General features: G+C 70.6%; 24 protein-coding genes. 12 read left to right on the top strand and 12 right to left on the bottom strand.

Annotation, left to right across the window (positions count from 1 at the left end):
- Positions 1 to 34: 34 nt before the first annotated feature.
- From AC1RVY_RS22920 to AC1RVY_RS22905, 4 genes are read left to right on the top strand one after another with little or no spacing between them, the layout of a single operon-like run.
- The gene (locus AC1RVY_RS22920) at positions 35 to 772 is read left to right on the top strand and encodes an ABC transporter permease (RefSeq protein WP_218293776.1); all 738 of its coding nucleotides are present in this window, start codon (positions 35 to 37) and stop codon (positions 770 to 772) included.
- On the top strand, positions 769 to 1497 hold the full coding sequence (locus tag AC1RVY_RS22915) for an ABC transporter ATP-binding protein (RefSeq protein WP_218341672.1): 729 nt from the start codon (positions 769 to 771) through the stop codon (positions 1495 to 1497). The genes AC1RVY_RS22920 and AC1RVY_RS22915 overlap by 4 nt, the downstream gene beginning before the upstream one ends.
- On the top strand, positions 1494 to 2321 hold the full coding sequence (locus AC1RVY_RS22910; RefSeq protein WP_492808317.1) for an ABC transporter substrate-binding protein: 828 nt from the start codon (positions 1494 to 1496) through the stop codon (positions 2319 to 2321). Before AC1RVY_RS22915 ends, AC1RVY_RS22910 begins: the two co-directional genes overlap by 4 nt.
- 9 nt (positions 2322 to 2330) lie before the next feature.
- Complete coding sequence (locus AC1RVY_RS22905; RefSeq protein ID WP_218293782.1) at positions 2331 to 3170, top strand: molybdate ABC transporter substrate-binding protein; 840 nt, start codon at positions 2331 to 2333, stop codon at positions 3168 to 3170.
- Between the two features lie 114 nt (positions 3171 to 3284).
- Here AC1RVY_RS22905 and AC1RVY_RS22900 read toward each other — a convergent pair whose 3' ends face one another.
- From AC1RVY_RS22900 to modA, 8 genes are all read right to left on the bottom strand, one after another.
- Positions 3285 to 4982 (bottom strand): ABC1 kinase family protein, encoded by a 1698-nt coding sequence (locus AC1RVY_RS22900; protein WP_218293784.1) that lies wholly within the window; start codon positions 4980 to 4982, stop codon positions 3285 to 3287.
- Between the two features lie 13 nt (positions 4983 to 4995).
- Positions 4996 to 5472 (bottom strand): DUF2269 family protein, encoded by a 477-nt coding sequence (locus tag AC1RVY_RS22895; RefSeq protein ID WP_218293786.1) that lies wholly within the window; start codon positions 5470 to 5472, stop codon positions 4996 to 4998.
- Positions 5469 to 5867, bottom strand: coding sequence for a DoxX-like family protein (locus AC1RVY_RS22890; RefSeq protein WP_218294431.1), 399 nt, complete (start codon positions 5865 to 5867; stop codon positions 5469 to 5471). The genes AC1RVY_RS22895 and AC1RVY_RS22890 overlap by 4 nt, the downstream gene beginning before the upstream one ends.
- Entirely contained in the window at positions 5867 to 7003 is a 1137-nt protein-coding gene (locus tag AC1RVY_RS22885; protein ID WP_492808315.1) for a saccharopine dehydrogenase family protein, read from the bottom strand. The genes AC1RVY_RS22890 and AC1RVY_RS22885 overlap by 1 nt, the downstream gene beginning before the upstream one ends.
- A 160-nt stretch (positions 7004 to 7163) precedes the next feature.
- Positions 7164 to 8870, bottom strand: coding sequence for an EAL domain-containing protein (locus AC1RVY_RS22880; protein WP_492808313.1), 1707 nt, complete (start codon positions 8868 to 8870; stop codon positions 7164 to 7166).
- A gap of 95 nt (positions 8871 to 8965) precedes the next feature.
- Positions 8966 to 10069 carry a molybdenum ABC transporter ATP-binding protein gene (gene modC / locus AC1RVY_RS22875; protein ID WP_218341668.1) on the bottom strand — a complete coding sequence of 368 codons (1104 nt, stop codon included), beginning with the start codon at positions 10067 to 10069 and terminating at the stop codon, positions 8966 to 8968.
- An 11-nt stretch (positions 10070 to 10080) separates the two neighbouring features.
- A complete protein-coding gene (modB, locus tag AC1RVY_RS22870) occupies positions 10081 to 10764 on the bottom strand; it encodes a molybdate ABC transporter permease subunit (protein WP_218293791.1) in 684 nt (227 codons plus the stop codon).
- A 75-nt stretch (positions 10765 to 10839) separates the two neighbouring features.
- Positions 10840 to 11547, bottom strand: coding sequence for a molybdate ABC transporter substrate-binding protein (modA, locus tag AC1RVY_RS22865; RefSeq protein ID WP_255591847.1), 708 nt, complete (start codon positions 11545 to 11547; stop codon positions 10840 to 10842).
- Between the two features lie 309 nt (positions 11548 to 11856).
- Here modA and AC1RVY_RS22860 point away from each other — a divergent pair, with 309 nt between their 5' ends.
- A complete protein-coding gene (locus AC1RVY_RS22860; RefSeq protein WP_492808311.1) occupies positions 11857 to 12672 on the top strand; it encodes a TOBE domain-containing protein in 816 nt (271 codons plus the stop codon).
- A gap of 170 nt (positions 12673 to 12842) precedes the next feature.
- On the opposite strand, the gene AC1RVY_RS22855 is transcribed toward AC1RVY_RS22860, so the two are convergent.
- Positions 12843 to 14024 (bottom strand): helix-turn-helix domain-containing protein, encoded by a 1182-nt coding sequence (locus tag AC1RVY_RS22855; RefSeq protein ID WP_492808309.1) that lies wholly within the window; start codon positions 14022 to 14024, stop codon positions 12843 to 12845.
- Positions 14025 to 14229: 205 nt separating this feature from the next.
- On the opposite strand from AC1RVY_RS22855, the gene AC1RVY_RS22850 reads away from it, so the two are divergent.
- From AC1RVY_RS22850 to AC1RVY_RS22820, 7 genes are all read left to right on the top strand, one after another.
- Positions 14230 to 14700 carry a (2Fe-2S)-binding protein gene (locus AC1RVY_RS22850; RefSeq protein ID WP_218293798.1) on the top strand — a complete coding sequence of 157 codons (471 nt, stop codon included), beginning with the start codon at positions 14230 to 14232 and terminating at the stop codon, positions 14698 to 14700.
- 14 nt (positions 14701 to 14714) lie between these two features.
- On the top strand, positions 14715 to 17102 hold the full coding sequence (locus tag AC1RVY_RS22845) for a xanthine dehydrogenase family protein molybdopterin-binding subunit (protein ID WP_492808307.1): 2388 nt from the start codon (positions 14715 to 14717) through the stop codon (positions 17100 to 17102).
- Between the two features lie 11 nt (positions 17103 to 17113).
- The gene (locus tag AC1RVY_RS22840; RefSeq protein ID WP_218293801.1) at positions 17114 to 17905 is read left to right on the top strand and encodes an FAD binding domain-containing protein; all 792 of its coding nucleotides are present in this window, start codon (positions 17114 to 17116) and stop codon (positions 17903 to 17905) included.
- A 111-nt stretch (positions 17906 to 18016) separates the two neighbouring features.
- Positions 18017 to 18955, top strand: a complete 939-nt coding sequence (locus AC1RVY_RS22835) for an AAA family ATPase (RefSeq protein WP_492808305.1) — start codon at positions 18017 to 18019, stop codon at positions 18953 to 18955.
- An 11-nt stretch (positions 18956 to 18966) separates the two neighbouring features.
- Positions 18967 to 20181 (top strand): vWA domain-containing protein, encoded by a 1215-nt coding sequence (locus tag AC1RVY_RS22830; protein ID WP_492808303.1) that lies wholly within the window; start codon positions 18967 to 18969, stop codon positions 20179 to 20181.
- Between the two features lie 58 nt (positions 20182 to 20239).
- Positions 20240 to 20878, top strand: a complete 639-nt coding sequence (locus AC1RVY_RS22825) for an SRPBCC family protein (protein ID WP_492808301.1) — start codon at positions 20240 to 20242, stop codon at positions 20876 to 20878.
- A 100-nt stretch (positions 20879 to 20978) separates the two neighbouring features.
- A complete protein-coding gene (locus tag AC1RVY_RS22820) occupies positions 20979 to 22061 on the top strand; it encodes an XdhC family protein (RefSeq protein WP_492808300.1) in 1083 nt (360 codons plus the stop codon).
- Between the two features lie 30 nt (positions 22062 to 22091).
- Here AC1RVY_RS22820 and AC1RVY_RS22815 read toward each other — a convergent pair whose 3' ends face one another.
- The 3 genes from AC1RVY_RS22815 to AC1RVY_RS22805 all read right to left on the bottom strand — a co-directional run bounded on the left by AC1RVY_RS22815 (position 22092) and on the right by AC1RVY_RS22805 (position 24176).
- Positions 22092 to 22784 carry a glutathione S-transferase family protein gene (locus AC1RVY_RS22815; RefSeq protein ID WP_218293806.1) on the bottom strand — a complete coding sequence of 231 codons (693 nt, stop codon included), beginning with the start codon at positions 22782 to 22784 and terminating at the stop codon, positions 22092 to 22094.
- Positions 22785 to 22964: 180 nt separating this feature from the next.
- Positions 22965 to 23135, bottom strand: coding sequence for a hypothetical protein (locus AC1RVY_RS22810; protein ID WP_162995995.1), 171 nt, complete (start codon positions 23133 to 23135; stop codon positions 22965 to 22967).
- Between the two features lie 153 nt (positions 23136 to 23288).
- Complete coding sequence (locus AC1RVY_RS22805; RefSeq protein ID WP_218341721.1) at positions 23289 to 24176, bottom strand: transglutaminase-like domain-containing protein; 888 nt, start codon at positions 24174 to 24176, stop codon at positions 23289 to 23291.
- Positions 24177 to 24186 lie beyond the last annotated feature (10 nt).

Genomic DNA, 24186 nt, shown 5'->3' with positions numbered 1-24186 from the left:
GGATATTGGTTGGGTGCCTACGATAGCCGAACCCATGTCCACACTCTCGGAAAGCGCGAGCACAGCGCTGCAACTCACTCTCTCGTCCGACCCCGTCCTGTGGACCATCGTGGGCCGCTCCCTGTCGGTCAGCGCCACCGCATGCCTTCTTGCCTGTGGCGTGGGCCTGGTGCTGGGCGCCTGGCTGGGCGTGGCCCGCTTCGCCGGGCGCGGCGCCGCGCTGGCGGTGCTCAACACCTTGCTGGCGGTGCCGTCGGTGGTGGTGGGGCTGGTGGTGTACCTGGTGCTCTCGCGCAGCGGGCCGCTGGGCTCGCTGGGCTGGCTGTTCAGCTTCAAGGCCATGGTGCTGGCGCAGGCCATCCTGGTGTTGCCGGTGGTCACGGCGCTCACGCGCCAGGTCGTGGAGGATGCCGAGCGCGCGCATGGCGAACAGCTGCGCTCCATGGGCGCGGGCCCGCTGCTGCGCGCCCTGCTGCTGGCGTGGGACGAGCGCTACGCCCTGCTGACGGTGCTGCTGGCATCGTTTGGCCGCGCGATCTCGGAGGTGGGCGCGGTGATGATCGTGGGCGGCAACATCGACGGCTTCACGCGCGTGATGACCACCGCCATCGCCCTGGAGACCAGCAAGGGCGACCTGCCCCTGGCGCTGGCGCTGGGCATCATCCTGCTGGCCGTGGTGCTGGCGCTCAATGTGCTGATCGCCCTGGTGCGCCGCTGGCGCGAACGGGTGGACGGCTCTGCCTCCAGCACCCCCGTGGGGGTGGCGGCATGAGCGGGCCCTTGGCAAACCCCTGGGTCGACCTGCGCCAGGTGACCGTGCGCTACGGCCACGTGCAGGCGCTGGACCGTGTCACGCTGCGCATCACCCCCGGCGAGCGCGTGGCGCTGGTGGGCGCCAACGGCAGCGGCAAAAGCACGCTGCTGCGCGTGCTCAACGGCCTGGCCGATGCCAGCGGGGGCGGCCTGCAGTGCGATGCCGCGCTGCGCCAGGCCATGCTGTTCCAGCGCCCGCACATGCTGCGCACCAGCGCACGGAACAACGTGGCGCTGGCCCTGTGGCTGCGGGGCGTGCGGTGGCGCGATGCGCGAGTCACGGCGCTCACGGCGCTGCAGCGCGTGGGGCTGCGGGACATCGCCGCGCAGAACGCGCGCACCCTGTCGGGGGGGCAGCAGCAACGCGTGGCGCTGGCCCGCGCCTGGGCGCTGCGGCCCGACGTGCTGCTGCTGGACGAACCCACCGCCAGCCTCGACCCGCATGCCAAGCGCGAGGTCGAGGCCCTGATGGCCGACTTTGCCGCCAGCCACAGCGCGGCAGGCCCGGCGCACCCCGTGACCATGGTGTTCAGCAGCCACAACCTGGGCCAGGTCAAGCGCCTGGCCAGCCGCGTGATCTACATGGAGCATGGCCGCCTGGTGGCCGACCTGCCGGTGCACGATTTCTTCAACGGCCCCCTGCCGGAGGCCGCCCGTCTGTTTGTCAAAGGAGAGCTGGTATGACGAGTTTCAAGCCTTTTCGCGCTGCAGCGCCGGTACCCAAAGCGCTGGTAGCTATTGTTTTGGTAGCGTCTGGTTCCGCGTTTGCGCAGAGCATCACCATGGCGTCCACCACCTCCACGGAGCAGTCGGGCCTGTTCGGCTACCTGCTGCCCGAGTTCAAGAAGGCCACCGGGCTCGATACCAAGGTGGTGGCGCTGGGCACGGGGCAGGCGCTGGACATGGCGCGCCGGGGCGATGCCGACGTGCTGTTCGTGCACGACCAGGCGGCCGAGGAAAAGTTCGTGGCCGATGGCTGGGGCGTGAAGCGCTATCCCGTGATGTACAACGACTTCATCCTGATCGGCCCCAGGAACGACCCGGTGGGCACCAAGGGCAAGGACATCGTGCAAGCCCTGCAGAAGTTGTCCGCGGCCAACGGCGGCTTCATCTCGCGCGGCGACAAGAGCGGCACCCACGCGGCCGAGCTGCGCTACTGGAAGCTCGCGGGCGCCGACGCCACCAAGGGCAGCGGCTACAAGGAATGCGGCTGCGGCATGGGGCCCGCGCTCAACATCGCGGCATCGAGCGGCGCCTACGTGCTGGCCGACCGGGGCACCTGGCTCAACTTCAAGAACCGCGCCGACCTGGCCATCCTGGTCGAGGGCGACACCAAGCTTTTCAACCAGTACGGCGTGATGGTGGTGAACCCCGCCAAACACCCGCACGTGAAGGCGCAGGACGCGCAGAAGTTCGTGGACTGGGTGGTGTCGCCCGCGGGTCAGGCCGCCATCGCCAGCTACAAGATTGGCGGCGAGCAGCTGTTCTTCCCGAACGCAGCCCCGTGAGAACGCGCCATGGAGCACCGCGTGAGGACGGCGGCCTTGGCCGCGGCCGTGGTTTGTGTGCTGGCCCTGCCGCTGGCGGGCTGTTCCACGGTGGCTGCCGAGGCCTTGGGCGCTGAAAAGGCACCCGTGCAGGTCTATGCCGCCGGCAGCCTGCGCGAGGCCTTCACCGAGATCGCGCGCGACCATGAAGCCCGCACCGGCCAGAAGGTGGCGCTGACCTTCGGGGCCTCGGGCCTGCTGCGCGAGCGCATCGAGAAGGGCGAGGCGGCCCAGGTCTTTGCCTCGGCCGACACCGACCATCCCGAGCGCCTGGCGGCCCGGGGCGGATGGCGGGCGCCGGTGGTGTTCACGCGCAATGCGCTGTGTGCGCTGACCAGCGAGCAGATCAGCGCCACCCCCGGCACCTTGCTGGCCACCTTGCTGCGCAGTGACGTGCGCGTGGGCACGTCCACGCCCAAGGCCGACCCGTCGGGCGACTACGCCTGGGCGCTGTTCCGCCAGGCCGACAAGATTCAGCCGGGCGCCTATGCCCAGCTGGATGCCAAGGCCCTGAAGCTCACGGGGGGCGCGGACTCGCCCAAGCCGCCCGCCGGCCGGGGCACTTACGCATGGGTGATGGACCAGCGCCAGGCCGATGTGTTTCTGACCTATTGCACGAACGCGGTGGCCGCGCAGGCCGAGGTGCCGCGCTTGCGGGTGGTGCAACTGCCCCCCGCGCTGCAGGTGGGGGCCGCCTATGGCATGGCGGTGCGCGCCGATGCCCCCGCTGCGGCGCAGGCGTTTGCCACCGCGCTGCGGCAACCGGCGGCGCAGGCCGTGCTGCGGCGGCTGGGGTTCGGGCCGCCCTGACACCTGAATCCGAATGCGTCGGTCGGCGGTTGCTGGGTACACACGCCATGCCCGCCCGCCTGGTGGGGTGGGCATGGCGTGTGTTTTTTCCGGTGCCGCCGGGGGCCGCCGTGTTCAGTCGTCGTCGCGGTGGTGGCTGCTGCGCCAGATGGCGCGCACCAGCCACAGGCCGCAGACCACCGCGCCGAAGAATCCGAGAAACCCGAAAGCCGGCAGGCCGAACAGCGTGGGTCCGCCCTTGACGGTCATCACGATGGACGAGCCGATGATCAGCGCGGCAATCACCAGTGCCATCGCGAGCCGGTTGGCCGAACGGTCGATCTGGTCGCCCACACGCTTGAGGTGGGCCAGCTCGATGCCCACCTGAAAATGCCCGCGCCGCGCATTGCGCAGCAGCCGCGCGACATCGTCGGGCAACTGCTCCACGGTCGATAGCGCGCGCCGCAGCGTCCACCAGGCGCGGCCCGCCAGCGCCCGGGGGTGGTAGCGGTCGCGCGCCACCTGCTGGAGCAGGGGCAGGGCCTCGGTGGCCATGTGGAAGTCCGGGTCCAGGTTGCGGCCCATGCCTTCGAGGGAGATGAAGGCCTTGATCAGCAGCGCCAGGTCCGCCGGCAGGCCCAGGTGGTGTTCGCGCAGGATGGCGGTCACGTCGGCCAGCATCTGGCCCAGGCTCAGCTGCGCCAGCGGCACGCCGTGGTACTGGTCCACGAAGGCCTCCACCTCGGTCTCCAGCTGGCCCAGGTTGACGCCGTGTTCGTCGCCCGTCCAGTCCAGCAGCACATCGGCCACCGCCTGCGGCTGGTGCTCCACCAGGCCCAGCAGCAACTGCAGCAGCTCTTCGCGCCGGCGCTGCGACAGGCGGCCCACCATGCCAAAGTCGATGAAGGCAATGCGGTTGCCCGGCAGGTAGAACACGTTGCCCGGATGCGGGTCGGCATGGAAGAGTCCATCCTCCACGATCATCTTGAGCACGGCCTGCGCGCCGCGCCGGGCGAGCACCGAGCGGTCGAATCCGGCTTCGGGTACCAGCGCCCCCAGCGCGCCGCCTGGCGTTCCGTCGATGAAGTCCTGCACATTCAGGCGCTCGCGGGTGTGCTCCCAGTACACGCGCGGGATCACGATGTGGGGCAGCTGCGCCAGGTTCAGCGCGATGCGCTCGGCCTGCCGGCATTCGCCGGCCAGGTCCAGCTCGCGGCGCAGGGAGCGCGCGAACTCGCGCACCAGCTGCTGCGGCCGGTAAGGCTTCAGCGCAGGCAGTTCGGCCTCCGCCAGCGCGGCCAGGCGCAGCAGCAGGCGCAGGTCGGCGTGGATGGTGTCGGCAATGCCGGGGCGGCGGATCTTGACGATCACCTCGGTGCCATCGCGCAGCCGCGCGCGGTGCACCTGCGCGATGGAGGCCGCGGCCAGCGGCGTGGCGTCGAACCAGGCGAACACCTCTTCCGGCTCGGCCCCCAGGTCTTCCCGCAGTTGCGGGCGCAGCACATCGAGGGGCACGGCGGGCACCTGGCTGTGCAGCTTTTCAAACTCGGCGATCCACTCGGGGCCGAAGAGGTCCGCGCGGCCCGCCAGGATCTGCCCGAACTTCACGAACGCAGGCCCCAGTTCTTCCAGTGCCAGCCGCACCTGGGCGGGTGGCTCGACGCGGGCCAGGTCGGCGGCATGCGCCCAGTGCAGGGCCTGGCCGGCGCGTTCGAGCCTGTCGGCCAGGCCGAGGCGGCGCACGGTGTCGCCAAAGCCATGGCGCACCATCACACCCAGAATTTCCTTCAGGCGCCCCAGGTCGCGCGCCGTGTCCAGGGTCTCTATGAGCATGGGGCGATGATAGTCAGAACGCCAGCGCGGGCTTGTTCACCATCAGGTAGAACACCACCGCCATGGCCGCGAAGGCGGGGTAGCCCAGCGCCTCCCACCGGCGTGCATAGCGCCAGTACCGCGCGGGCGGGGCGCTGCCGCTGCGCGCCGCCTCCGCCGCCATGTCGCGCATGCGCAATTGCAGCCACACCACCGGCACCCAGCACGCACCGGCCACCGCGTAGAGCACGAGCGATGCGGCCAGCCACGGCGTGCTCCACGGCAGGCCCGCCATCGCGGCCATCGCCAGCCCCGTGGCCGGCTGGATGAAGACCGTGGGGGTGGTGAACCACCAGTCGGCGCGCACCACGAGGTGGCTGACCACGGCCTGCGCCTGCACGTTGCCGCTGCGGTTGGTGAAGAAGAGGTAGAACGCCGAGCCCAGCCCGGTGCCCACCAGCAGCACGCTGGAGACGATGTGAATCCACTTGAGGATGAGGTACAGGCTCATGGCGGGGGCGGCGAGGTGGTTGTGTCCTGCAGCAGCACCCACAGGATGGCGGCGATGGGCAGGTTCTTGGTGAGCGGCCCCAAGGGGTGCAGCCACCATGCGGGGTGGATGAGCGTGGCCAGCAGCGTCATGGCGGCCATCAGAAGCAGTGCGGCCGCATATGCGCAACGCCCGGGGCGCAACGCCAGCCACAGCCCCAGCACGAGGTCGGCAGCGGCCCCGGCCAGGATGAGGGCGGTGGGCAGCCACGGTGCACCACCGTCGGTCCACGCCCTGGGCAGGCCCGCCAGCAGCTCGCGGCTCTGGCCGTGGAGCTCCCACACGCTGGCGAAGGCGGTGGCCAGCCAGACCGCGACCAGGCTGTAGCGCAGCAGACGGTGTTGCGGCGGCGCCATCATGGTGGCGCGGGCTCCTCGACCACATCCGTCTGCATGCCCCATCGTGCGAATTCGGGGGCGAAGGCCTCCAGCGGGAGGAGTCCGGTGCTGGTATGGGCGCCGGTCGGCAGGGGATGCCCGGCGGCGAGCCGCCGGGCGAGCAGGATCGCGGCCATGCAGGGGATCTCGGGGCCGTGGTCGTGGTCTGCCGCGATGTGCCAGGCCCGGCGGCACGGCTGGCCCTGGGCACCGGTGCCCGCCGCGCGCACCACCATGCCCCCCAGCGGAGTGCCCAGGAAATCGAGCACGCCCCCGGTGTGGTGCATCAGGCCCGCCAGCATCTCGGGGCGGGGCAGGATGCCCCAGCCGCGCAGCGCGGCGATGGCGGCGAAGGTGCGCTGCGCTAGGCCGACTTCCAGCGCGGCGCGGAAGGTGACGCGGTCGGTGGCCTGGTAGTGCGCGGGAAAAATCTCGAGGTCCGGGATGTCGCATACCGCGCCCAGGCGCGGCCGCAGGCGGTGGAACTGGACGCGGCTGGGTTGCGCCCAGCCGCGCCGGGGCTGCCAGCGCCCGCCCTCCCACACGGGAATGGGCAGGCCGCAGTAGCTCAGCACCGCGGCCAGCGTGGCCTGCCCGCGCGGCGCGCGCTGCGCGGGGGCGATGCAGATGTCGATGCTGTCGATGCGCTGCCAGCCCGCGCACAGGTGGTCGATGACGGCCGAGGACAGCGCCGGCACCGTGCTGGCGCCCGTGACGGCCGTGCGCTGCGCGGCGGTGAACGGGCCGTGCATGGCGGCAGGGAAATCGCACACGAATCGGCGGCCGTCGGCCAGGTCGACGTAGTGCGCCCCCGCCTCGGCGGCGGCCCGGGCCACGCCGTAGCCCTGTGCCTGGAACGGCCCGGCCGTGTGGATGACCAGGCCCACGCCCCACTGGCGCAGCGTGGCGGCCAGGCCGGGTGCCTGGTGGTCCAGCGCCACGCCCCGGGCTCCATGCCCGAGCGTGCCGGCCAACGCCTGGGCGCGTGCCGCGTCACGGCCCGCCACCAGCAGCACCATGTGGCCCGCCGTGGCGGGGTCGCCGGCCAGCGCGCGGCAGATGCGCGCGCCGAAGTTGCCGTAGCCGCCGAGGACCAGGGTGGTGAGTGCCGTCACGGGTGGTGCATGTCCAGGAGAAGAGGGGGTGAAAGGAGAAGGGCAGGCGCCAGGCCGGGTGGCTGGCGGCGTTTCCGGCGGCGCGCGGTGCGTTCGCATTCCCTGCTGGCGCGCTCCCGCGCGGTTGCGGCGGGGTGCGGGGGGGCCGCCTTGGGGGTGGTCATGTTCCGGGCACCCAGGGCGCCGGGCCCCGCGCGGAGGCCGTGGGCGCGCGCGCCGCCGTCGCGGTACCCTTCGCGGGCACCAGCTCCTGCAGCGCGGCACGCCGGGGCTGCATCTGCGTTTCGTGCCAGGCGGGCACGTCCGCCGCGGGCATGGGGCGGCTGTACACATAGCCCTGGATGCCGTGCAGGCCCACCGACCGCAGGATGCGCAGTTCCTCTGCCGTTTCAACGCCCTCCACCACCACGGACAGCCCAAACTCCTGCGCCAGCGTGCCGATGTGCCGCAGCAGCGACTGGCGGCGCCGGTCCTTCGGCAGCTGCTGCACGAACAGGCGGTCGCATTTGATGCCGGCGATCGGCAGGTCGGCCAGCATGCCCAATGACGAGTAGCCCGTGCCAAAGTCGTCCATCACCACCGCCACGCCCAGGGTGCGCAGGCGCTGCATCGCGGCCACCATCTGCGCGCCCAGCGCGATGATGGCGTGCTCCGTCAGCTCGAGCTTGAGCGCGCGGGGCGGCAGGGCGCGCTGGGCCAGTTCGCCGCGCAGCCAGGGCACGAAGCTGTCTTCCAGCAGCGTGAGGGGCGCCACGTTCACGCTGATGGTGACGTCGTGCAGGCCCTGGGCCTGCCAGGACTTCACGCAGTCGAGCGCGTTGGCCAGGATGGTGCGGTCCACTTCGACCGTCCGGCCCTGCAGTTCGCACACCAGCAGGAACATCTCGGGGTTGATGGGCCCCAGGGTCTTGTCGGTGATGCGCAGCAGCGCCTCGAACTGCACGCCCTGCTGCCGGAAGTCCAGGATGGGCTGGAAGTGCAGCGCCAGCCGTTGCGGCCGCAGCAGGCTGGGCAGGTGGTCGGCGATGAGCGACAGCTGCATGTCGCGCTCGGGGTTCTGGGCCATGTTGGATACCCGCATCATCGACAGGCCCCTGCGCAGCAACTGCTGGCGGCCGGTGTCAAACCGCATGTTGCTCAGCTGTTCCATGGCCAGGGCGATGCCGAACACCAGCACGATGCCGAGCAGCGCATGGCTCTCGGGTTCGCCGCGTGGCGTGCGGGCGTGCAGGGCAAAGGTGTTGACCAGCAGCCAGTGCAGCAGCAGGATCGCGGCCCCGCACAGCACCTTCTCGTCCCACGACTGGCGGCGGTAGCGGGGGGTGAGCACGCTCAGCCTGGCCGAGCGGTGGCGCATGGACGTGACGGTGGCGATGCCCATGGCGATGGCGAAGGCCAGCGCGATGGCCGTCCAGTTCACCGAGGCGAAGTCCTGCACCTGGTCCCGCGTGATCGTGAAATGCGCCACCAGCATGCCGACGGCCAGGCACAGCCCCGCCACCGCGATGCGCGCCTTGCTGGCACCGGTGCTGAGCGTGGGAATCGTCAGGCGCGCGCTGACCACCATGATGATCAGCCCGCTCAGGGCGGGCACCAGGTCCAGCGCCGCGGCGTGGTGCGCCAGTTCCGCATACATGAACAGGCCGACCACATCGAGCGCCCAGACGATGCAGCCGATGCACAGGGCCGCGTGCGACGCGCTGATGCGCCGGCTGGACGGATCGACCGAAAATGCCGTGTGCTCCACCAGCCGCTGGCAGACATGCACCACCAGCGACGCGAACAGCCAGAACAGCAGGCACTGGAGCAGCGGCGGAAACCCCACCGCGAACGCCTGCGCTGCGTTGTGCCAGATTGAAACCACCATGTCCCGCCCTCGTTGTGGAGGGGCATCATACGACCGTTGGGCGGCCGGTCCGGCGCCTCGCGGCACATCCCTGGACAGTGTCGGCTGTCCGACACTCAGTTGACGATGGCGATGCCCTTGACCTGCGCGAAGACCGCCTTGCCGGGCGCCAGCGCCAGTGCCTGGGCCGAGCGCTGGGTGATGCGCGCCAGCAGCCGCGTGGGCCCCAGATCCAGCGCCACCATGAGCTGCCCGGGGCTGTCCTCGGCGACCTGGGCCACGGTGGCGGGCAGGACGTTGAGGATGCTCGTGTGTGCCGGTTCGGTGAGCGCCAGGCTCACGTCGCGTGCCTGCACGCGCAGGCGGATGGGCTCCCCGGCCGCGCGCGCCACCGGGCTCACCAGCAGCAGCCGCCGCCCCGCGAACGCCACCGTGGTGACATGGTCGTCCGGGTCGTGCCCGAGCACCTCGCCGTCGATCACCGTGGCCGCCGCATCGCCATGGGCCAGGGGCAGGTCCAGCCTGACGATGAGCTCGTGGGTGCTGCCCTGGGCCTGCACCCGGCCCGCCTGCATCAGCACCATGTGGCCCGCCAGCCGGGCCACCTCGTCGATGGAGTGGCTGACGTAGAGCACCGGGATGTCCAGCGTGCGGTGCAGGCGCTCCAGGTAAGGCAGCACCTCGGCCTTGCGCTGTGCGTCCAGCGCGGCCAGGGGTTCATCCATCAGCAGCAGGCGCGGACTGGTGGCCAGGGCGCGGGCCATCGCCACGCGCTGGCGTTCGCCGCCCGACAGCGCATGGGGCTTGCGGTCCATCAGCGGGCCGATGCCCAGCAGCTCCACGGCCTGCTCCAGCGCCACCTTGCGGCGCGCGGCGGGCGTACGCCGCAGGCCATAGCCGATGTTGCCGCGCACGCTCAGGTGGTCGAACAGGCTGGCTTCCTGGAACACATAGCCCAGCGCGCGCTCGTGCGTGGCGCGCCAGACCCGCAGCGCATCGTCCTGCCACACCTCGCCGTTGACTTCCACCCGGCCCGGTTGCGCCCGCGCCAGCCCGGCGACGGCGCGCAGGCAGGTGGTCTTGCCGCAGCCCGAGGGCCCGAACAGGGCCGTCACGCCACGCCCCGGCAGGCGCAGGTCCACGTCCAGCGTGAAGCCGGGGCGCTCCAGCTTCAGCCGGGCGGTGATCTGCGGGGGGAGCGTCTCGTCCTGGGGTGCCATCGCGCCGGCCCTCATTGCACCATGGACGCCGGCCGGTGCCGCGTGAGGTTCAGCCCCAGCAGTACGACGAACGAGAACAGCACCATGCCGCCGGCCAGCCAGTGGGCCTGCGTGTATTCCAGCGCCTCCACATGGTCGTAAATTTGCACGGACACCACGCGCGTCACGCCGGGGATGTTGCCGCCCAGCATCAGCACCACGCCAAACTCGCCCACCGTGTGGGCGAAGCTCAGGATGGCGGCGGTCACGAAGCCCGGGCGCGCGAGCGGCAGCGCCACGGTGAAAAAACGGTCCATGGGCCCGGCGCCAAGCGTGGCGGCGGCTTCCAGCGGGCGCTGGCCGATGGCCTCGAACGCGTGCTGCAGCGGCTGCACCGCGAAGGGCAGCGAGTAGATGAGCGAGCCCGCCACCAGCCCCCAGAAAGTGAAGGGCAGCGTGCCCAGCCCCAGCGACTGCGTGAACTGGCCCACCGGGCCGTGGGGGCCCATCGTGACCAGCAGGTAAAAGCCGATCACCGTGGGCGGCAGCACCAGCGGCAGCGCCACCACGGCCGACACCGGGCCCCGCCAGCGCGACGGCGTGTGCGCCAGCCACCAGGCCAGCGGCGTGCCCAGCACCAGCAGCAGTGCCATGGTGGTGCCCGCCAGGCGCAGCGTGAGGCCGATGGCCGCAAGGTCGGCGCTGGAAAAAGGCATGGATAGCTGAAAAGCGGATGGGGAGGTGGAGGGAAATCGCCGGGGCCGCGGCGCCGGCGCGTGCGGGCCGCCGGCTCAGAAACTATAGCCGTAGGACCTGATGATGGCGCGTGCCTTGTCGCCGCGCAGGTACTGGAGCAGTGCCGCGGCGGCGGCGCTGTCCTTGCCGGGGGTGAGCAGGGCCGCGTCCTGGCGGATGGGTTCGTGCAGTTCGGCCGGCACCTGCCATGCGGACCCGCCCGTGATCTTGCCATCGGCCATCACCTGCGACAGCGCCACGAAGCCCAGCTGCGCATTGCCCGTGGAGACGAACTGGTAGGTCTGGGCAATGTTCTCGCCCTGCACGAAGCGCGGCTGCAGCCGCGCGGTGACGCCCAGCTTGTCCATCACCTGCATCGCGGCCAGGCCGTAGGGGGCAAGCTTGGGGTTGGCGATGGCCAGGTGCTTGAAGTCGCCGGTCTTGAGCACGGCGCCCTGAGCGTCCACGGTGCCGGGCTGCGCGCTCCACAGCACCAGCGTGCCGATGGCATAGGTGAAGCGCGAGTTGGCGACGGCCTTGCCTTCCTTCTCCAGCCTGGCGGGGGTGGTGTCATCGGCCGCCAGCAGGATCTGGAACGGCGCACCGTTGGTGATCTGTGCATGGAACTTGCCCGTGGCGCCGAAGGACAGCTCCGCCTTGTGGCCGGTGTCGGCCTCAAACGCCGCGGCGATCTTCTGCATGGGGGCGGTGAAGTTGGCGGCCACGGCGACCGACACGCTGTCGGCATGGGCGGCCTGAAACATCGCAAGGCAGATGGCGGTGGCGGCAAGGGAGCGGGGCACAGGAATGAAGCGGAACGGCATGGCGGCGTGGCGCAGGTGCGCTATTCATTAATGGAATAGCGAGAGTATATGAAGCCACGGCGGCCCGGCGCCTGGCGGCAGAAAAAATCGCATCCCGGACATGCACTGGCGAGAGATGTCCCTGCGCCAGGTCAACAGGCGGGTCCGTTGCCACTGCCGCGTTGCGCCGGGGCGCGAAGGCGGGGCGGGGGTGGTGCGCCGTCCGGTCAGAATCCCATGCCGGCCCTGGCCACCAATCCGATCTTCACCATGCCTTCCTCCCTTTCCATTTCTTCCGCGCTGACCCACGCCCTCACCGACAAGCGCATCGACATCCTGCGGCAGATCGGCGCCACGGGCTCGATCTCGCAGGCGGCCCGGGTGGTGGGGGTGAGCTACAAGGCGGCCTGGCAGGCGGTGGACACCCTGACCAACCTCGCGGGCAGCGCGCTGGTGGCGCGGGCCGTGGGTGGGGCGGGGGGCGGCGGGGCGCGGCTGACCGAGGCGGGGCAGCAGTTGCTCGCCGCCGCAGATGCCATGGCCCAGGCGCGCGGCGCGGTGCTGTCGCGCTGGCAGGCCACGCCCCATGCCGGGCCCGCGCTGGCGCGGCTGGCCGTGCGCACCAGCATGCGCAACCAGTGGCCGTGCGTGGTGCGGCGGCTGGAGGTGCAGGGGCAGATCGTGCGGGTGCACCTGGCGCTGGAGACCGGGGAGGGCGGGGGCGGCGCCCCGGCGGCGGCCGTGCTCATCTCGCGGATCACGCGCGAGAGCGCCGAACTGCTGGGCCTGCAGACCGGGCTGGCGGTGCAGGCACTGTGCAAGGCCACGGCGGTGCGGGTGGAACGCCTGGCGGGCCCGCGCACCGAGACCGGCACGCAGGGGACGGAGGAGCCCGCCCGCTGCCGCCTGCCGGCCAGGGCGGTGCGCGTGGTGCGCGGCGCGTCGGGCGACGAGGTGTCCGCCGAACTGGCCGCGGGGGTGCGGATGGTGGGTTTTGCCCCCGCGGGCAGCGGACTGCGCGCCGGCAGCAAGGTGGTGCTGGTCGTCGATGACAGCGCGGTGGTGCTGGCCCTGGCGGAGGTCTGAGGCGGGTGCAGGGCGGCCGCTGGGGGCCGCCGACAGGCGTGCTGGCGGGATTGCTATTGTTTGAATAGCTGCAGCCGCTTGTGTGACAAGCGCGGTGCGGCATTTTCGTGCATGAACGCAGTCCTTGTGCCGGGCCTGGCTGCCTGCGTGCCGGGCCCGAAGACCCGCCCTCAGTGCCCCCTGTGCGCCCCCAGCTTGCGGTACACGGTGGCGCGGCTGATGCCCAGGGCGCGGGCTGCCTCCGCCACGTTGCCGCGGGCATCCTGCACCGCCTGGCGGATGAGGGCGGTTTCCGCCTCGCGCAGCGGCGCGGGGGCCGCTGCGCCGGCAAGGCGCGGCCCATTGGCGGGCAAGGTGGCCTGCGCGCCCGGGGGCGCGGCCGCGAGGCCGTGGACACCCGCCGCGCGCGTGTCGTGGTGCGCCAGCCCCTGCAGCCGCAGGCCGGACCACAGGGGCAGATCCAGCGGCCGCGCCGCGCCGCGCTGGCGGGCGGCGTCGAACAGCAGGGTCCAGGGCAGCGCGATGAGGTCACCGCAGTGCAACGGGCTGCCGGGCGCGCGCAGGGGCTGGGGCAATAGCTGGCGGGCCACGCTGTTGCTGCCGATCACATAGCCATCGCCATCCAGCGCCAGCAGGCCGTCGCCTTCGGCGCCCAGCGGGCAGCCGGGCCAGTTCAGGCGCAGCAGCAGCGCATGGGGCATGTGCAGCAGCAGCGCGTCTTCCATGGCGCGGGCCGAGCGCGCCACCAGGTGCCGCAGCTCGGGGCGCTCGGGCACGTCCACGCCGGTCAGGTCGAGCATGCCCATGCAGTGGCCGTGCGGATCGAACAGCGGCGCGCCCGCGCAGCTGTAGCTGGCGTTGTCGTCAAAGAAGTGTTCGCCCCGGTGCAGCCAGACGGGCTGCAGCTCGGCCAGCGCGGCGCCGATGGCCGTGGTGCCCACCGCGGCCTCCGAGAGATCGATGCCCACGCGGCCGATGGCGCGGGCGCGCGGGTCGCGGCGGTCGAAGGTGCCCTGCACATCCACCACGATGCCGCGCGCATCGGTCAGGATGGCGAAGTAGCGCATGCCCGCGATGGCACGGGTGAGCTGTGCGAGCACCGGCCGCGCGGCCTGCAGCAGGGGGTGGTTCTGTTCCCGGCTGCGGCGCAGCGCGGGGGCGCTGACCATGTCGAACGCCACGTGCTGCGCGGGGCGCAGGCCCTGGGCCAGGCAGCGCTGCCACGATCGCGTGATCCAGGGCTCCACATCGGCGCGCGCGGGGGCCGCGCCATCGGCCAGCAGCGCATGGCGGGCCTGCGCGATCAGCGCGTGGCGGTCGGCGGCCGGCAACGGCGGTGCAGCGGAAAGCATCGGACAGACCCCTGGGACGTGGAAGGCGGAGCGGCGCGCGGAACGCCGTGCGCATGATGCGCCGGTGTGCGGCGCAACATGTTTCATTTTGAGAATATCCCGCGCGCACTCCCGTGAATCTAGGGTTCTCCCTAGGGGTGGGGCCGGGGGGCAGGCAGAAGATTCAACGGCCTATCCAGCCAAAACTCTTCCAGGAGACAGCCAGATGCAAGTCCAGTTCACGGTCAACGGGCGCGCTGCCAGCGTTGACGTCCCGCCCAACACCCTGCTTGTCCATGCGCTGCGAGAGCACCTGCTGCTCACCGGCACGCACGTGGGCTGCGACACCAGCCAGTGCGGCGCGTGCACCGTGCATGTGAACGGCCGCGCCGTGAAGTCCTGCGCCATGCTGGCCGTGCAGGCCCAGGGCGCCGAGGTGCAGACCATCGAAGGCCTGGCCGCCGCGGACGGCACCATGCACCCCATGCAGGCGGCGTTCAAGGAATGCCACGGCCTGCAGTGCGGCTTCTGCACGCCGGGCATGGTGATGAGCGCGGTGGACCTGTGCAAGCACCATCCCCAGGCGAACGAAGGCGAGATCCGCGAGCTGCTCGAAGGCAACATCTGCCGCTGCACCGGCTACCAGAACATCGTGCGCGCGGTGCAGGTCGGCCAAAAAGCCATGGCATCGGCATAAAAAGGAGAACGACCATGGGTGCATCCGACTTTTCCAAGCTGCCGCACATCGGCGAATCGCTCAAGCGCAAGGAAGACTACCGCTTCCTCACCGGCGCCGGCCAGTACACCGACGACGTGGTGCTGGCCGCGCAGAGCCATGCCGTGTTCGTGCGTTCGCCGCATGCGCACGCGCGCATCAACAGCATCAACGTGGACGCCGCCAAGGCCGCGCCCGGCGTGCTGGGCGTGTTCGTGGGCGCCGACGTGGCGGCCGACAACATCAACGGCCTGCCCTGCGGCTGGCTCATCACCAGCACCGACGGCCAGCCCATGAAGGAGCCGCCGCACCCCATCCTGGCGCAGGGCAAGGTGCGCTACGTGGGCGACCACGTGGCCATGGTGGTAGCCCTCACGCAGCAGCAGGCGCGCGACGCGGCCGAGCTGGTGGAGGTGGATTACGACGTGCTGCCCGCCGTGGTCAGCGTGGCAGATGCCGCCGCCGGCACCGTGGCGGGCGCGGGCCTGCATGACATCGCCGAGGACAACCACTGCTACAAGTGGGCCATCGGCGACAAGAGCGCGGTGGACTCGGTGTTCGCTAGTGCCGCGCACGTGACGCAGCTCGACCTGGTCAACAACCGCCTCATCCCCAACGCGATGGAGCCGCGCACGGCCATCGGCTCGTACAGCCGGGCCAACGACGAATACACGCTGTACGTGAGCAACCAGAACCCGCACGTCGAGCGCCTGCTCATGACGGCCTTCGTGATGGGCCTGCCCGAGCACAAGGTGCGCGTGATCGCGCCCGACGTGGGGGGCGGCTTCGGCTCCAAAATCTTTTTGTATGCCGAGGACGTGTGCCTGACCTGGGCGGCCAAGAAGCTCAACCGCAACATCAAGTGGGTGGCCGACCGCAGCGAGTCCTTCCTGTCCGACGCGCATGGCCGCGACCATGTGAGCCATGCCGAAATGGCGATGGACAAGGATGGCAAGTTCCTGGCCATGCGCGTGCACACCGACGCCAACCTGGGTGCCTACCTCTCCACCTTCGCCACGGCCGTGCCCACCATCCTCTATGCCACGCTGCTGGCGGGGCAGTACACCACGCCGCAGATCTATGTGGAGGTGGATGCCTGGTTCACCAACACCGCGCCGGTCGATGCCTACCGGGGCGCGGGCCGGCCCGAGGCCACCTACCTGCTCGAGCGCCTGGTATCGCGCTGCGGCTGGGAGATGAACCTGTCGCAGGACGAGATCCGCAAGCGCAACTTCATCACCAGCTGGCCCTGCCAGACGCCGGTGGCGCTGCAGTACGACGTGGGCGACTACCACGCCTGCATGGCGCAGGCGCAGGAGCTGGCCGACGTGGCGGGCTTTGCGGCGCGCAGGGCGGCCAGCGAGGCCAAGGGCTTCAAGCGCGGCATCGGCTATTCGTCATACATCGAAGCCTGCGGCATCGCGCCGTCCAACATCGCCGGCGCCCTGGGTGCGCGCGCGGGCCTGTTCGAATGCGGCGAGGTGCGCGTGCACCCCACGGGCAGCGTGACGGTGTTCACCGGCTCGCACAGCCACGGCCAGGGGCACGAGACCACCTTTGCGCAGGTGGTGGCCGCGCGCCTGGGCATTCCGGTGGAGAACGTGGACATCGTGCACGGCGACACGGGCCGCGTGCCCTTCGGCATGGGCACGTATGGCTCGCGCTCCATCAGCGTGGGCGGCGCGGCCATCATGAAGGCGCTGGACAAGATCGAGGCCAAGGCCAAGAAGATCGCGGCCCACCTGATGGAGGCGAGCGACGCCGACATCGACTTCAGCGGCGGCGAGTTCACCGTGCGCGGCACGGACAAGAAGATCCCGTTCGGCCAGGTGGCGCTCACGGCCTACGTGCCGCACAACTACCCGCTCGACAAGCTCGAACCCGGGCTCAACGAGACGGCCTTCTACGACCCGACCAACTTCACCTTCCCCGCAGGCACCTACATCTGCGAGGTGGAGGTGGACCCCGCCACCGGCAGCACGCGCGTGGACAGGTTCACCGCCGTGGACGACTTCGGCACCATCATCAACCCGATGATCGTGGAAGGCCAGGTGCATGGCGGTCTGGTGCAGGGCATCGGCCAGGCATTGATGGAAAACTGCGTGTACGACCGCGAGACCGGCCAGCTGCTGACGGGCAGCTTCATGGACTACGCCATGCCGCGCGCCGACGACTTCCCCGAGTTCAAGCTGGGCCATGTGTGCACGCCCTGCACGCACAACCCGCTGGGTACCAAGGGCTGCGGCGAGGCGGGGGCCATCGGCTCGCCACCGGCGGTGATCAACGCCGTGCTCGACGCGCTGCACCCGCTGGGCGTGAAGGAGTTCGACATGCCCGCGTCGCCGCACCGCGTGTGGGAAGCCATCCAGAACGCCAAGGCCTGAGGAGACACACCATGTACGCCTTCACCTTTGAAAACCCATCGTCCACCGCAGCCGCCGCGCAGCTCATCGCCCAGGGCGGCAAGCTGCTGGCGGGCGGGCAAAGCCTGCTGCCGTCGATGCGGCTGCGCCTGGCCAACCCCGAGAAGATCGTCGACCTGAACAGTATTCCCGAGCTGGCGGGCATCCGCCGCGAGGGCAACGCGCTGGTGATCGGCGCCATGACGCGCCACATGGACGTGGCCAACAGTGCAGAGGTCCAAAGCGCCATCCCTGCGCTGGCCGACCTGGCGGCCCACATCGGCGACCGGCAGGTGCGCGCGCGGGGCACACTGGGCGGGTCGGTAGCCAACAACGACCCGGCGGCCTGCTACCCCAGCGCCGTGCTGGGCCTGGGCGCCACCATCGTCACCAACCAGCGCGAGATCGCGGCCGACGACTTCTTCGTGGGCATGTACACCACGGCGCTGGAAGAGGGCGAGATCATCACCGCCATCCGCTTCCCCATCCCCAAGCGCGCGGCCTACCTGAAGTTCAAGCAGGCGGCATCGCGCTTCTCGCTGGTGGGCGTGTTCGTGGCGCAGACCGATGGCGGCGTGCGCGTGGCGGTGACGGGTGCGGCCAGCAGCGTGTTCCGGCACGCGGGGCTCGAGGCCGCGCTGAACCAGAGCTTCACGCCCGCATCGGCGGCGGCGGTCAGGATTGACGCGGGCGATCTCAACGCGGACATCCACGCGAGCGCGGCCTACCGCGCCAACCTCATCAGCGTGCAGACCCAGCGGGCGGTGGCGCAGATGCTGGGCTGACGGGCGGGAGAGTGCCCGCTGCCGCTGTCCGGCATCCAGGAGCGGGTGTTTGAATGAAATTGGCCTCCAGCGCTTGTCTGTCAAGCGCTGGTAGCTATTAAAAATATAGTGATGAACGTTTCCCCTGCTGCGCCCGTGACCGCGCCCGCGCTGTCCTCCATCGATGCCCTGGTGCTGGCCTTGCAGGGCGTCGGGTACTTTGCCGACCGGCGGCTGGCCACGGCCGTGTTCCTGGCGCTCCAGCTGCAGCGCCCGCTGCTGCTGGAAGGGGAACCCGGCGTGGGCAAGACGGCGCTGGCCCAGGCACTTGCCAAGGTGCTCTCGCGCAGCCTGATCCGCCTGCAGTGCTACGACGGGCTGGAGCAGCGCGAGGCGCTGTACGAATGGAACTACGCGGCCCAGCTTTTGCACATGCGTGCGGCGGAAGGCCAGGGCAGTGCCGACATGGCGCAGGTGGAGCGCGAGGTGTACCAGGACCGCTACCTCATCCGCCGCCCCCTGTTGCAGGCGCTGCAGGCACCAGCCCCCGGTGCGGTGCTGCTCATCGACGAGGTCGACCGTGCCGATGAGCCCTTCGAGGCGTTTTTGCTCGAATACCTGGGCGAGTACCAGGTGAGCATTCCCGAGATCGGCACCGTGCGCGCCACGGCCACACCGGTCACCATCCTCACCAGCAACCGCACGCGCGACCTGCACGACGCTGTCAAGCGCCGCTGCCTGTACCACTGGCTGGACTACCCCGAGCGCGAACGCGAGCTGGCCATCGTGCGTGCGCAGGTGCCGCATGCCAGCGCGGCCTTGGCCACCCAGGTGGCGGATTTTGTGGGCCGCCTGCGCAGCCAGCCGTTCGCCAACGCCTTTCAGCGCGCGCCGGGCATCGCGGAGAGCGTGGAGTGGGCCAAGGCGCTGGTGGCGCTCGACACCATCGTGGTGGACCCGGAGGTGGTGTCCGACACCGCCGGCATTTTGTTCAAGCAGCGCGAGGACGTGGCGGCCCTCACGCGCGACATGGCGGCGCAGCTGCTGCAGCCCGCCGAGACGGATGCGTGAAGGCTCGCGCCATGGCTGAGGGCACGACGATCTCGCAGCTGGGGGATGCCCGCACCGGCAAGCTGGCCGACAACCTCACGGGTTTTGGCCGCACGCTGCGCCGTGCCGGCGTGCCCGTGGATGCGGCCCGCATGGCCCTGGCGCAACAGGCCGTGATGCTGGTGGGCGTGGGGCGGGAGGACTTCGGCGCCGCGCTGGAGTCCGTGCTCATCAGCCGCGAGCAGGACCGGCAGGTGTTCCGCGAGCTGTTCGACGCCTATTTCAAGAACCCCGGCATCGCACAGAAGCTGCTGGCCCAGATGCTGCCCAGTGCCGAGTCCAGGGCCGAGCCCGCCAAACGCCGCCCGCGCGTGAGCGAGGCGCTGTCCCCGGTGCGCGCCGCGCGCGATGCGCCAGCGCCGCGCGAGGATGACAAGATCGACCTCGACGCCGCCATGACCGCCAGCGACCTGCAGCGCCTGCGGCACGCCGACTTCAACCAGCTTTCGGCCAGCGAATACAGGCTGGTGGAGCGGCTGGCGCGTGAAATTCCCTTGCCCCTGCCGCGCTATGCGGCCCGCCGCACCCGCCCGGGCACGCGCGGCGGGCGTCCCCACTGGCCGGGCGCCATGCAGCAGGCCGCGCGCACGGGCGGCGAGGTGCTGCGCGTGCCTTTGCTGCAGCGGCGCCGGCAGCCATTGCCGCTGTGCGTGCTGGTCGATGTGTCCGGCTCCATGGAGCGCTACGCGCGGCTCTTGCTTGCGTTTCTGCATGCCGCCACCGCGCCCCGCCACGCAGGCGCGGGCCTGCGCCGCGACGTGTTCGCGTTCGGCACCGGCCTCACCGACCTCACGCCCGCGTTCCGCCTGGCCGATACCGATGCGATGCTGGAGGCGGCCAGCCAGGCGATCCCTGACTTTGCCGGCGGCACGCGCCTGGGCGACAGCCTGGCCCGGTTGCGCGTGCAGCACGCGCGCCGGCTCGTGGGGCGGCGCACGCTGGTGCTGCTGGTCAGCGACGGGCTCGATACCGGCGCGCCCGAGGTGCTGGAGAGGGAGCTGGGCTGGCTGCGCCGGCACTGCGGCCGGCTGCTGTGGCTCAACCCCCTGCTGCGCTTCGAGGGCTATGCGCCCACGGCGCGTGGCGCCGCGGTGCTGCACCGCCAGGCCCACGGCATGGTCGCCGTGCACAACCTCAGCCGCCTGCAGGACCTGGCTGGCAGCCTGGCCGAAGTGCTGCGCCAGTGAGCGCGTGGCCCGCACGCGCACAGCCCCCCCATTGTTCAGGAACCCGGAGGACTCCACCATGGAAATGCAAGCCAGCCGAACCCTCGCCGTCAGCCAGCAGCAGGCCTGGGACGCGCTCAACGATCCCGAAGTGCTCAAGCTGTGCATCCCTGGCTGCGACAAGGTCGAGCCCACGGGCGAGCACCAGTACAGCGTGGCGATGGCGCTCAAGATCGGCCCGGTGTCCGCCAAGTTCGCGGGCAAGATCACGCTCTCCGAGATCGTGCCGCCCGAAAGCTACACCATCGCCTTCGACGGATCGGGCGGCGTGGCCGGGTTTGGCAAGGGCAGCGCCCAGGTCAAGCTGGTGCCGCTGCCGGCCGATGCGGCCGGGCAGGACAGCTGCGAGCTGCACTACACCGTGCACGCCACCGTGGGCGGCAAGATCGCCCAACTCGGCCAGCGCCTCATCGATGGCGCGGCCAAGGGCATGGCCGAGGATTTCTTCAAGCGCTTTGACACCGAGATGCAGCGCCGCCATCCGCGCGCGCCCGTGGCCGACGACCCCGAGCCCGGGGCGGGGGGCGGGGCCGCCGTTGCGGCGTCGGGCGCGCTGGCGGCATCGGCGGGTGAGGACAATCCCCCCAGCGGCATTCCGGTCTGGGTGTGGGTGGTGGGCGCGGCGGCGCTGGTGCTGTTAGCGTGGTGGTGGAACTGAGCCCCTGCAGGTTTGAGCCCCGCCCGAGGCGCCGCGCGCACCCTGTGTGGGCTGCGGGGCCGGAGGCAGGGGCCGTAGAAATGAATGGGCAACGAAGCAAATGGAAAACCTGGATGTGATGGTGCTGCGCACGCTGCAGGGCTGGCGGGCCGCGGGCCGGCGGGCGCTGCTGGCCACGGTGGTGCGGACCTGGGGCTCCTCGCCCCGGCCGGTGGGTTCGATCATGGCGCTGTGTGAAGACGGCTCGGTGGTGGGATCGGTCTCGGGCGGGTGCATCGAGGACGACCTGATCGACCGCCACACGCGGGCCTATGCGCAGGCGGCGGCGCAGGCCGGCACGGGCGATGGCGGCGATAGGCGCATTCCGAGCGGACCTCCCGCGTTTGTCAAATACGGCGTCACGGCCGACGAGGCGCACCGGTTCGGGCTGCCCTGCGGCGGCACGCTGGAGCTGCTGCTGGAATACGACCCCGACCCGGCCAGCCTCCGCGATCTGATCCTTGCGCTGGAGGGCGGGCGGCTCATGCAGCGCACCGTGCGCCTGGCCGACGGGCTGGCCACCGTGCAGCCCGCCGCTGCCCCCGCCGAGCTGGCGGTGGACACCCGGCAGCTGACCAACACCTTCGGCCCGGAGTACCGGATGCTGCTGATCGGCGCCGGCCAGCTGGCGGAATACCTGGCCACCATGGCGCTGTTCAACGGCTTCGCGGTCACGGTGTGCGACCCGCGCGAGGAATACCGCGGCAGCTGGAACGTGCCCGCGGCCACGCTGGTGAGCGGCATGCCCGACGATGTGGTGCTGGCCTTCAGGCCCGACCGGCGCAGTTGCGTGGTGGCGCTCACGCACGACCCCAAGCTCGACGACCTGGCGCTGCTGGAGGCGCTGGACACCGAGGCGTTCTATGTGGGCGGCATCGGCTCGCGCCGCAACAACGAAGCGCGCCGTGCCCGGATGATGGAGCATTTCGGGCAGACCGCCGAGAGCCTGGCCCGCCTGCGCGGCCCGATCGGCATCTACATCGGCAGCAAGACGCCGCCCGAGATCGCGGTGAGCGTGATGGCGGAAATCCTGGCCGTGAAGAACGGCGTGGCCCTGCCGCGCGACGTGGAGGTGGCGCAGGCCAAGAACGAGCGGGAACTGGCGCGGAACGACCCCGGGCCGCTGGTGTGCGGGCTGCGCTAGCGCGGCCCGCCCCTTCCCGCCGTGGCGCCGTCAGGCAGCGCCCATCACCACCGGCCCGCCCTTGGCGATGCCGCGCTGGTACGCCGGGCGTGCCTCCATGCGCTGGCGGTAGGCCTGCAGGCGCGGGCAGTTGCCGGCCGTGCTGGCGCGCGCGAGCGCGGCTTCCACCGCGAAGCTCATCTGGAAGTCGGCCATGGTGAGGTGCTCGCCCGCGAACCAGGTGTGCCGGCCCAGGTGCTCTTCCATGAAGGCCAGCGCGGTGGCCACGTTGGGGTCGATTACCTTGTCCTGCACCTTGCCGCACAGCGCCCGGGCGATGGGCTTCACGAAAAAGGGCATGGGCTGCGTGGGAATGGTCATGAACACCAGCTTCATCACGAGCCAGTTCATGAGCGAGCCCTCGGCGTAGTGCATCCAGAACCGGCACTGGCGGTACTCGGGCGTGCCGGGGGCGGGCTGCAGGTGGGCCAGGTCCCCGCTGGCGCGGGCGCCGTAGGTTTCCACCAGGTATTCGATGATCGCGGCGGATTCGGCGATCACCTCGCCGCCGTCGGTGATCACGGGCGACTTGCCCAGTGGATGGATCTTCTTGAGCTCGGGCGGGGCCAGCCGGGTGGCCTTGTCGCGCTGGTAGATCTTGAGCTCGTAGGGCACGCCCAGTTCTTCCAGGAGCCACAGGACGCGCTGCGAGCGCGAGGTTTCGAGGTGGTGAACGGTGATCATGGGCGGATTAGAACCTGTCCACGGCGGTTCGGGGCCGGGTTGGTGTCGCCTGCACGATGTTCGCGCCCGCAAGCCTGGGGAGCCTTGCCCGCACCGGCCCTGGCGGGGACCAGAAAGCAAAAAGCCCTCTGGCGAGGGCTTTTGCGGGGGCCGGCGCAGCCGGCCGTGGCGATCTGGCGATCAGCCGCCCTTCTTGGAGCGCTTGCCGGGGTTCTTCTTGCTGCGGGTGGCAACACCGCGCTCCAGGCTCACGCGCTGGCCGCGGCCAGGGGTGGCGAGGGTGTAGCCGGGCACCGGCGTGGGCCGGGGGGTGCGCTTGCGGTCTGCTTCGGTGACGATCTTGTTGCCCATGGTAGGTCTCTGAGATAGTGGAAAAAAGAGTGATATTAGGCCACAGCCGGGGTGGGGGGGCTTCCCGGCCACCGCCATCCGCCCCCCGGACCCAGGGGTTTGGCGGCCCATGGGGCGCGAAAAAGCACGGTGCGCGGGCGCACCGGCACCCCTTCACGGCGCGATGAAACCCGCCGCCACGCCCGCACCGTGGTCGGTGGAGAGCGCATCGGTGCAATGGCCGGGCAGCACGAAACCCCGTGCGGCGTCTTCCACGGCCTGGGTCCGTATCACCGGGGGCTGTGCCCGCACGCCGCCGAAGATGGTGGCGAACGCCACGTCCGCCGCATCGCGGCCGGTGCCAAAGCGCAGCAACCCCATGGGTATGGCGGTGCCCGAGGGGTCGAAGATGTACCACCGGTCTCCCAGGTAGGCCTCGACGTAGGCATGGAAGTCCGGCGGGCCCAGGGCCGGGTCGGCACCGTAGTCGGTGCCGGTGGTGAAGCGCGCGGGAATGTTCACGGCGCGGCACAGGGCAATCATCAGGTGCGCGAAATCGCGGCACACCCCCACCTGCTCGACCAGGGTATCGACCGCCGAGGTGTTGGAGTTGGACGTGTTCGAGGTGAACGCCACATGCCGCTGGACCCAGTCCCGGATCGCCTGCACGCGGCTGTGGCCTTGCCAGAGCCCGCCAAACTCGTTGAGGGCAAGGCGCAGCAGGCGGTCGGACTGGCAGTACCGGCTGGGGTAGATGTACCCCATGACTTCCTGCGGCAGGCGCCGCACGGGGACCTCCGCCAGCTGGGAGGGGTCGGTGCGGTAGTGGGTGATGTCCACCGTGGCGGAATACGACACTTCCAGGATGCCGGGTTCGCCGTGCAGGCGCAGATAGCGGTTGCCGGTGGCCGGGTCGGTATGGATATTGTGGGGAATGTCCTGGTTGATGACGAGCCGTTCGCTGCTGACCGCCTGGCTGGGCGTCTGTGCGGCATGGATGTTGAACACGAAGTCCGCGCCGTACTGGTCGATCTCATAGCTCAGGTCGATCTGCAACTCCATGCGCACCCGG

It is taken from the genome of Acidovorax sp. GW821-FHT11A03 (assembly GCF_058809075.1).
This window is presented reverse-complemented; position numbering and strand designations above follow the sequence as displayed.

Bases quoted from the DNA above. Each gene is read 5' to 3' on its own strand.
- AC1RVY_RS22815 (WP_218293806.1), bottom strand. From the start codon at position 22,784: ATGATCACCGTTCACCACCTCGAAACCTCGCGCTCGCAGCGCGTCCTG.
- AC1RVY_RS22905 (WP_218293782.1), top strand. From the start codon at position 2,331: ATGGAGCACCGCGTGAGGACGGCGGCCTTGGCCGCGGCCGTGGTTTGT.
- AC1RVY_RS22860 (WP_492808311.1), top strand. From the start codon at position 11,857: ATGCCTTCCTCCCTTTCCATTTCTTCCGCGCTGACCCACGCCCTCACC.
- AC1RVY_RS22830 (WP_492808303.1), top strand. From the start codon at position 18,967: ATGGCTGAGGGCACGACGATCTCGCAGCTGGGGGATGCCCGCACCGGC.
- AC1RVY_RS22810 (WP_162995995.1), bottom strand. From the start codon at position 23,135: ATGGGCAACAAGATCGTCACCGAAGCAGACCGCAAGCGCACCCCCCGG.
- modB (WP_218293791.1), bottom strand. From the start codon at position 10,764: ATGCCTTTTTCCAGCGCCGACCTTGCGGCCATCGGCCTCACGCTGCGC.
- AC1RVY_RS22840 (WP_218293801.1), top strand. From the start codon at position 17,114: ATGTACGCCTTCACCTTTGAAAACCCATCGTCCACCGCAGCCGCCGCG.
- AC1RVY_RS22890 (WP_218294431.1), bottom strand. From the start codon at position 5,867: ATGGCGCCGCCGCAACACCGTCTGCTGCGCTACAGCCTGGTCGCGGTC.
- AC1RVY_RS22825 (WP_492808301.1), top strand. From the start codon at position 20,240: ATGGAAATGCAAGCCAGCCGAACCCTCGCCGTCAGCCAGCAGCAGGCC.
- AC1RVY_RS22910 (WP_492808317.1), top strand. From the start codon at position 1,494: ATGACGAGTTTCAAGCCTTTTCGCGCTGCAGCGCCGGTACCCAAAGCG.
- AC1RVY_RS22895 (WP_218293786.1), bottom strand. From the start codon at position 5,472: ATGAGCCTGTACCTCATCCTCAAGTGGATTCACATCGTCTCCAGCGTG.
- AC1RVY_RS22855 (WP_492808309.1), bottom strand. From the start codon at position 14,024: ATGCTTTCCGCTGCACCGCCGTTGCCGGCCGCCGACCGCCACGCGCTG.
- AC1RVY_RS22915 (WP_218341672.1), top strand. From the start codon at position 769: ATGAGCGGGCCCTTGGCAAACCCCTGGGTCGACCTGCGCCAGGTGACC.
- AC1RVY_RS22845 (WP_492808307.1), top strand. From the start codon at position 14,715: ATGGGTGCATCCGACTTTTCCAAGCTGCCGCACATCGGCGAATCGCTC.
- AC1RVY_RS22920 (WP_218293776.1), top strand. From the start codon at position 35: ATGTCCACACTCTCGGAAAGCGCGAGCACAGCGCTGCAACTCACTCTC.
- AC1RVY_RS22820 (WP_492808300.1), top strand. From the start codon at position 20,979: ATGGAAAACCTGGATGTGATGGTGCTGCGCACGCTGCAGGGCTGGCGG.
- AC1RVY_RS22805 (WP_218341721.1), bottom strand. From the start codon at position 24,176: ATGGAGTTGCAGATCGACCTGAGCTATGAGATCGACCAGTACGGCGCG.
- modC (WP_218341668.1), bottom strand. From the start codon at position 10,069: ATGGCACCCCAGGACGAGACGCTCCCCCCGCAGATCACCGCCCGGCTG.
- AC1RVY_RS22900 (WP_218293784.1), bottom strand. From the start codon at position 4,982: ATGCTCATAGAGACCCTGGACACGGCGCGCGACCTGGGGCGCCTGAAG.
- modA (WP_255591847.1), bottom strand. From the start codon at position 11,547: ATGTTTCAGGCCGCCCATGCCGACAGCGTGTCGGTCGCCGTGGCCGCC.
- AC1RVY_RS22835 (WP_492808305.1), top strand. From the start codon at position 18,017: ATGAACGTTTCCCCTGCTGCGCCCGTGACCGCGCCCGCGCTGTCCTCC.
- AC1RVY_RS22880 (WP_492808313.1), bottom strand. From the start codon at position 8,870: ATGGTGGTTTCAATCTGGCACAACGCAGCGCAGGCGTTCGCGGTGGGG.
- AC1RVY_RS22850 (WP_218293798.1), top strand. From the start codon at position 14,230: ATGCAAGTCCAGTTCACGGTCAACGGGCGCGCTGCCAGCGTTGACGTC.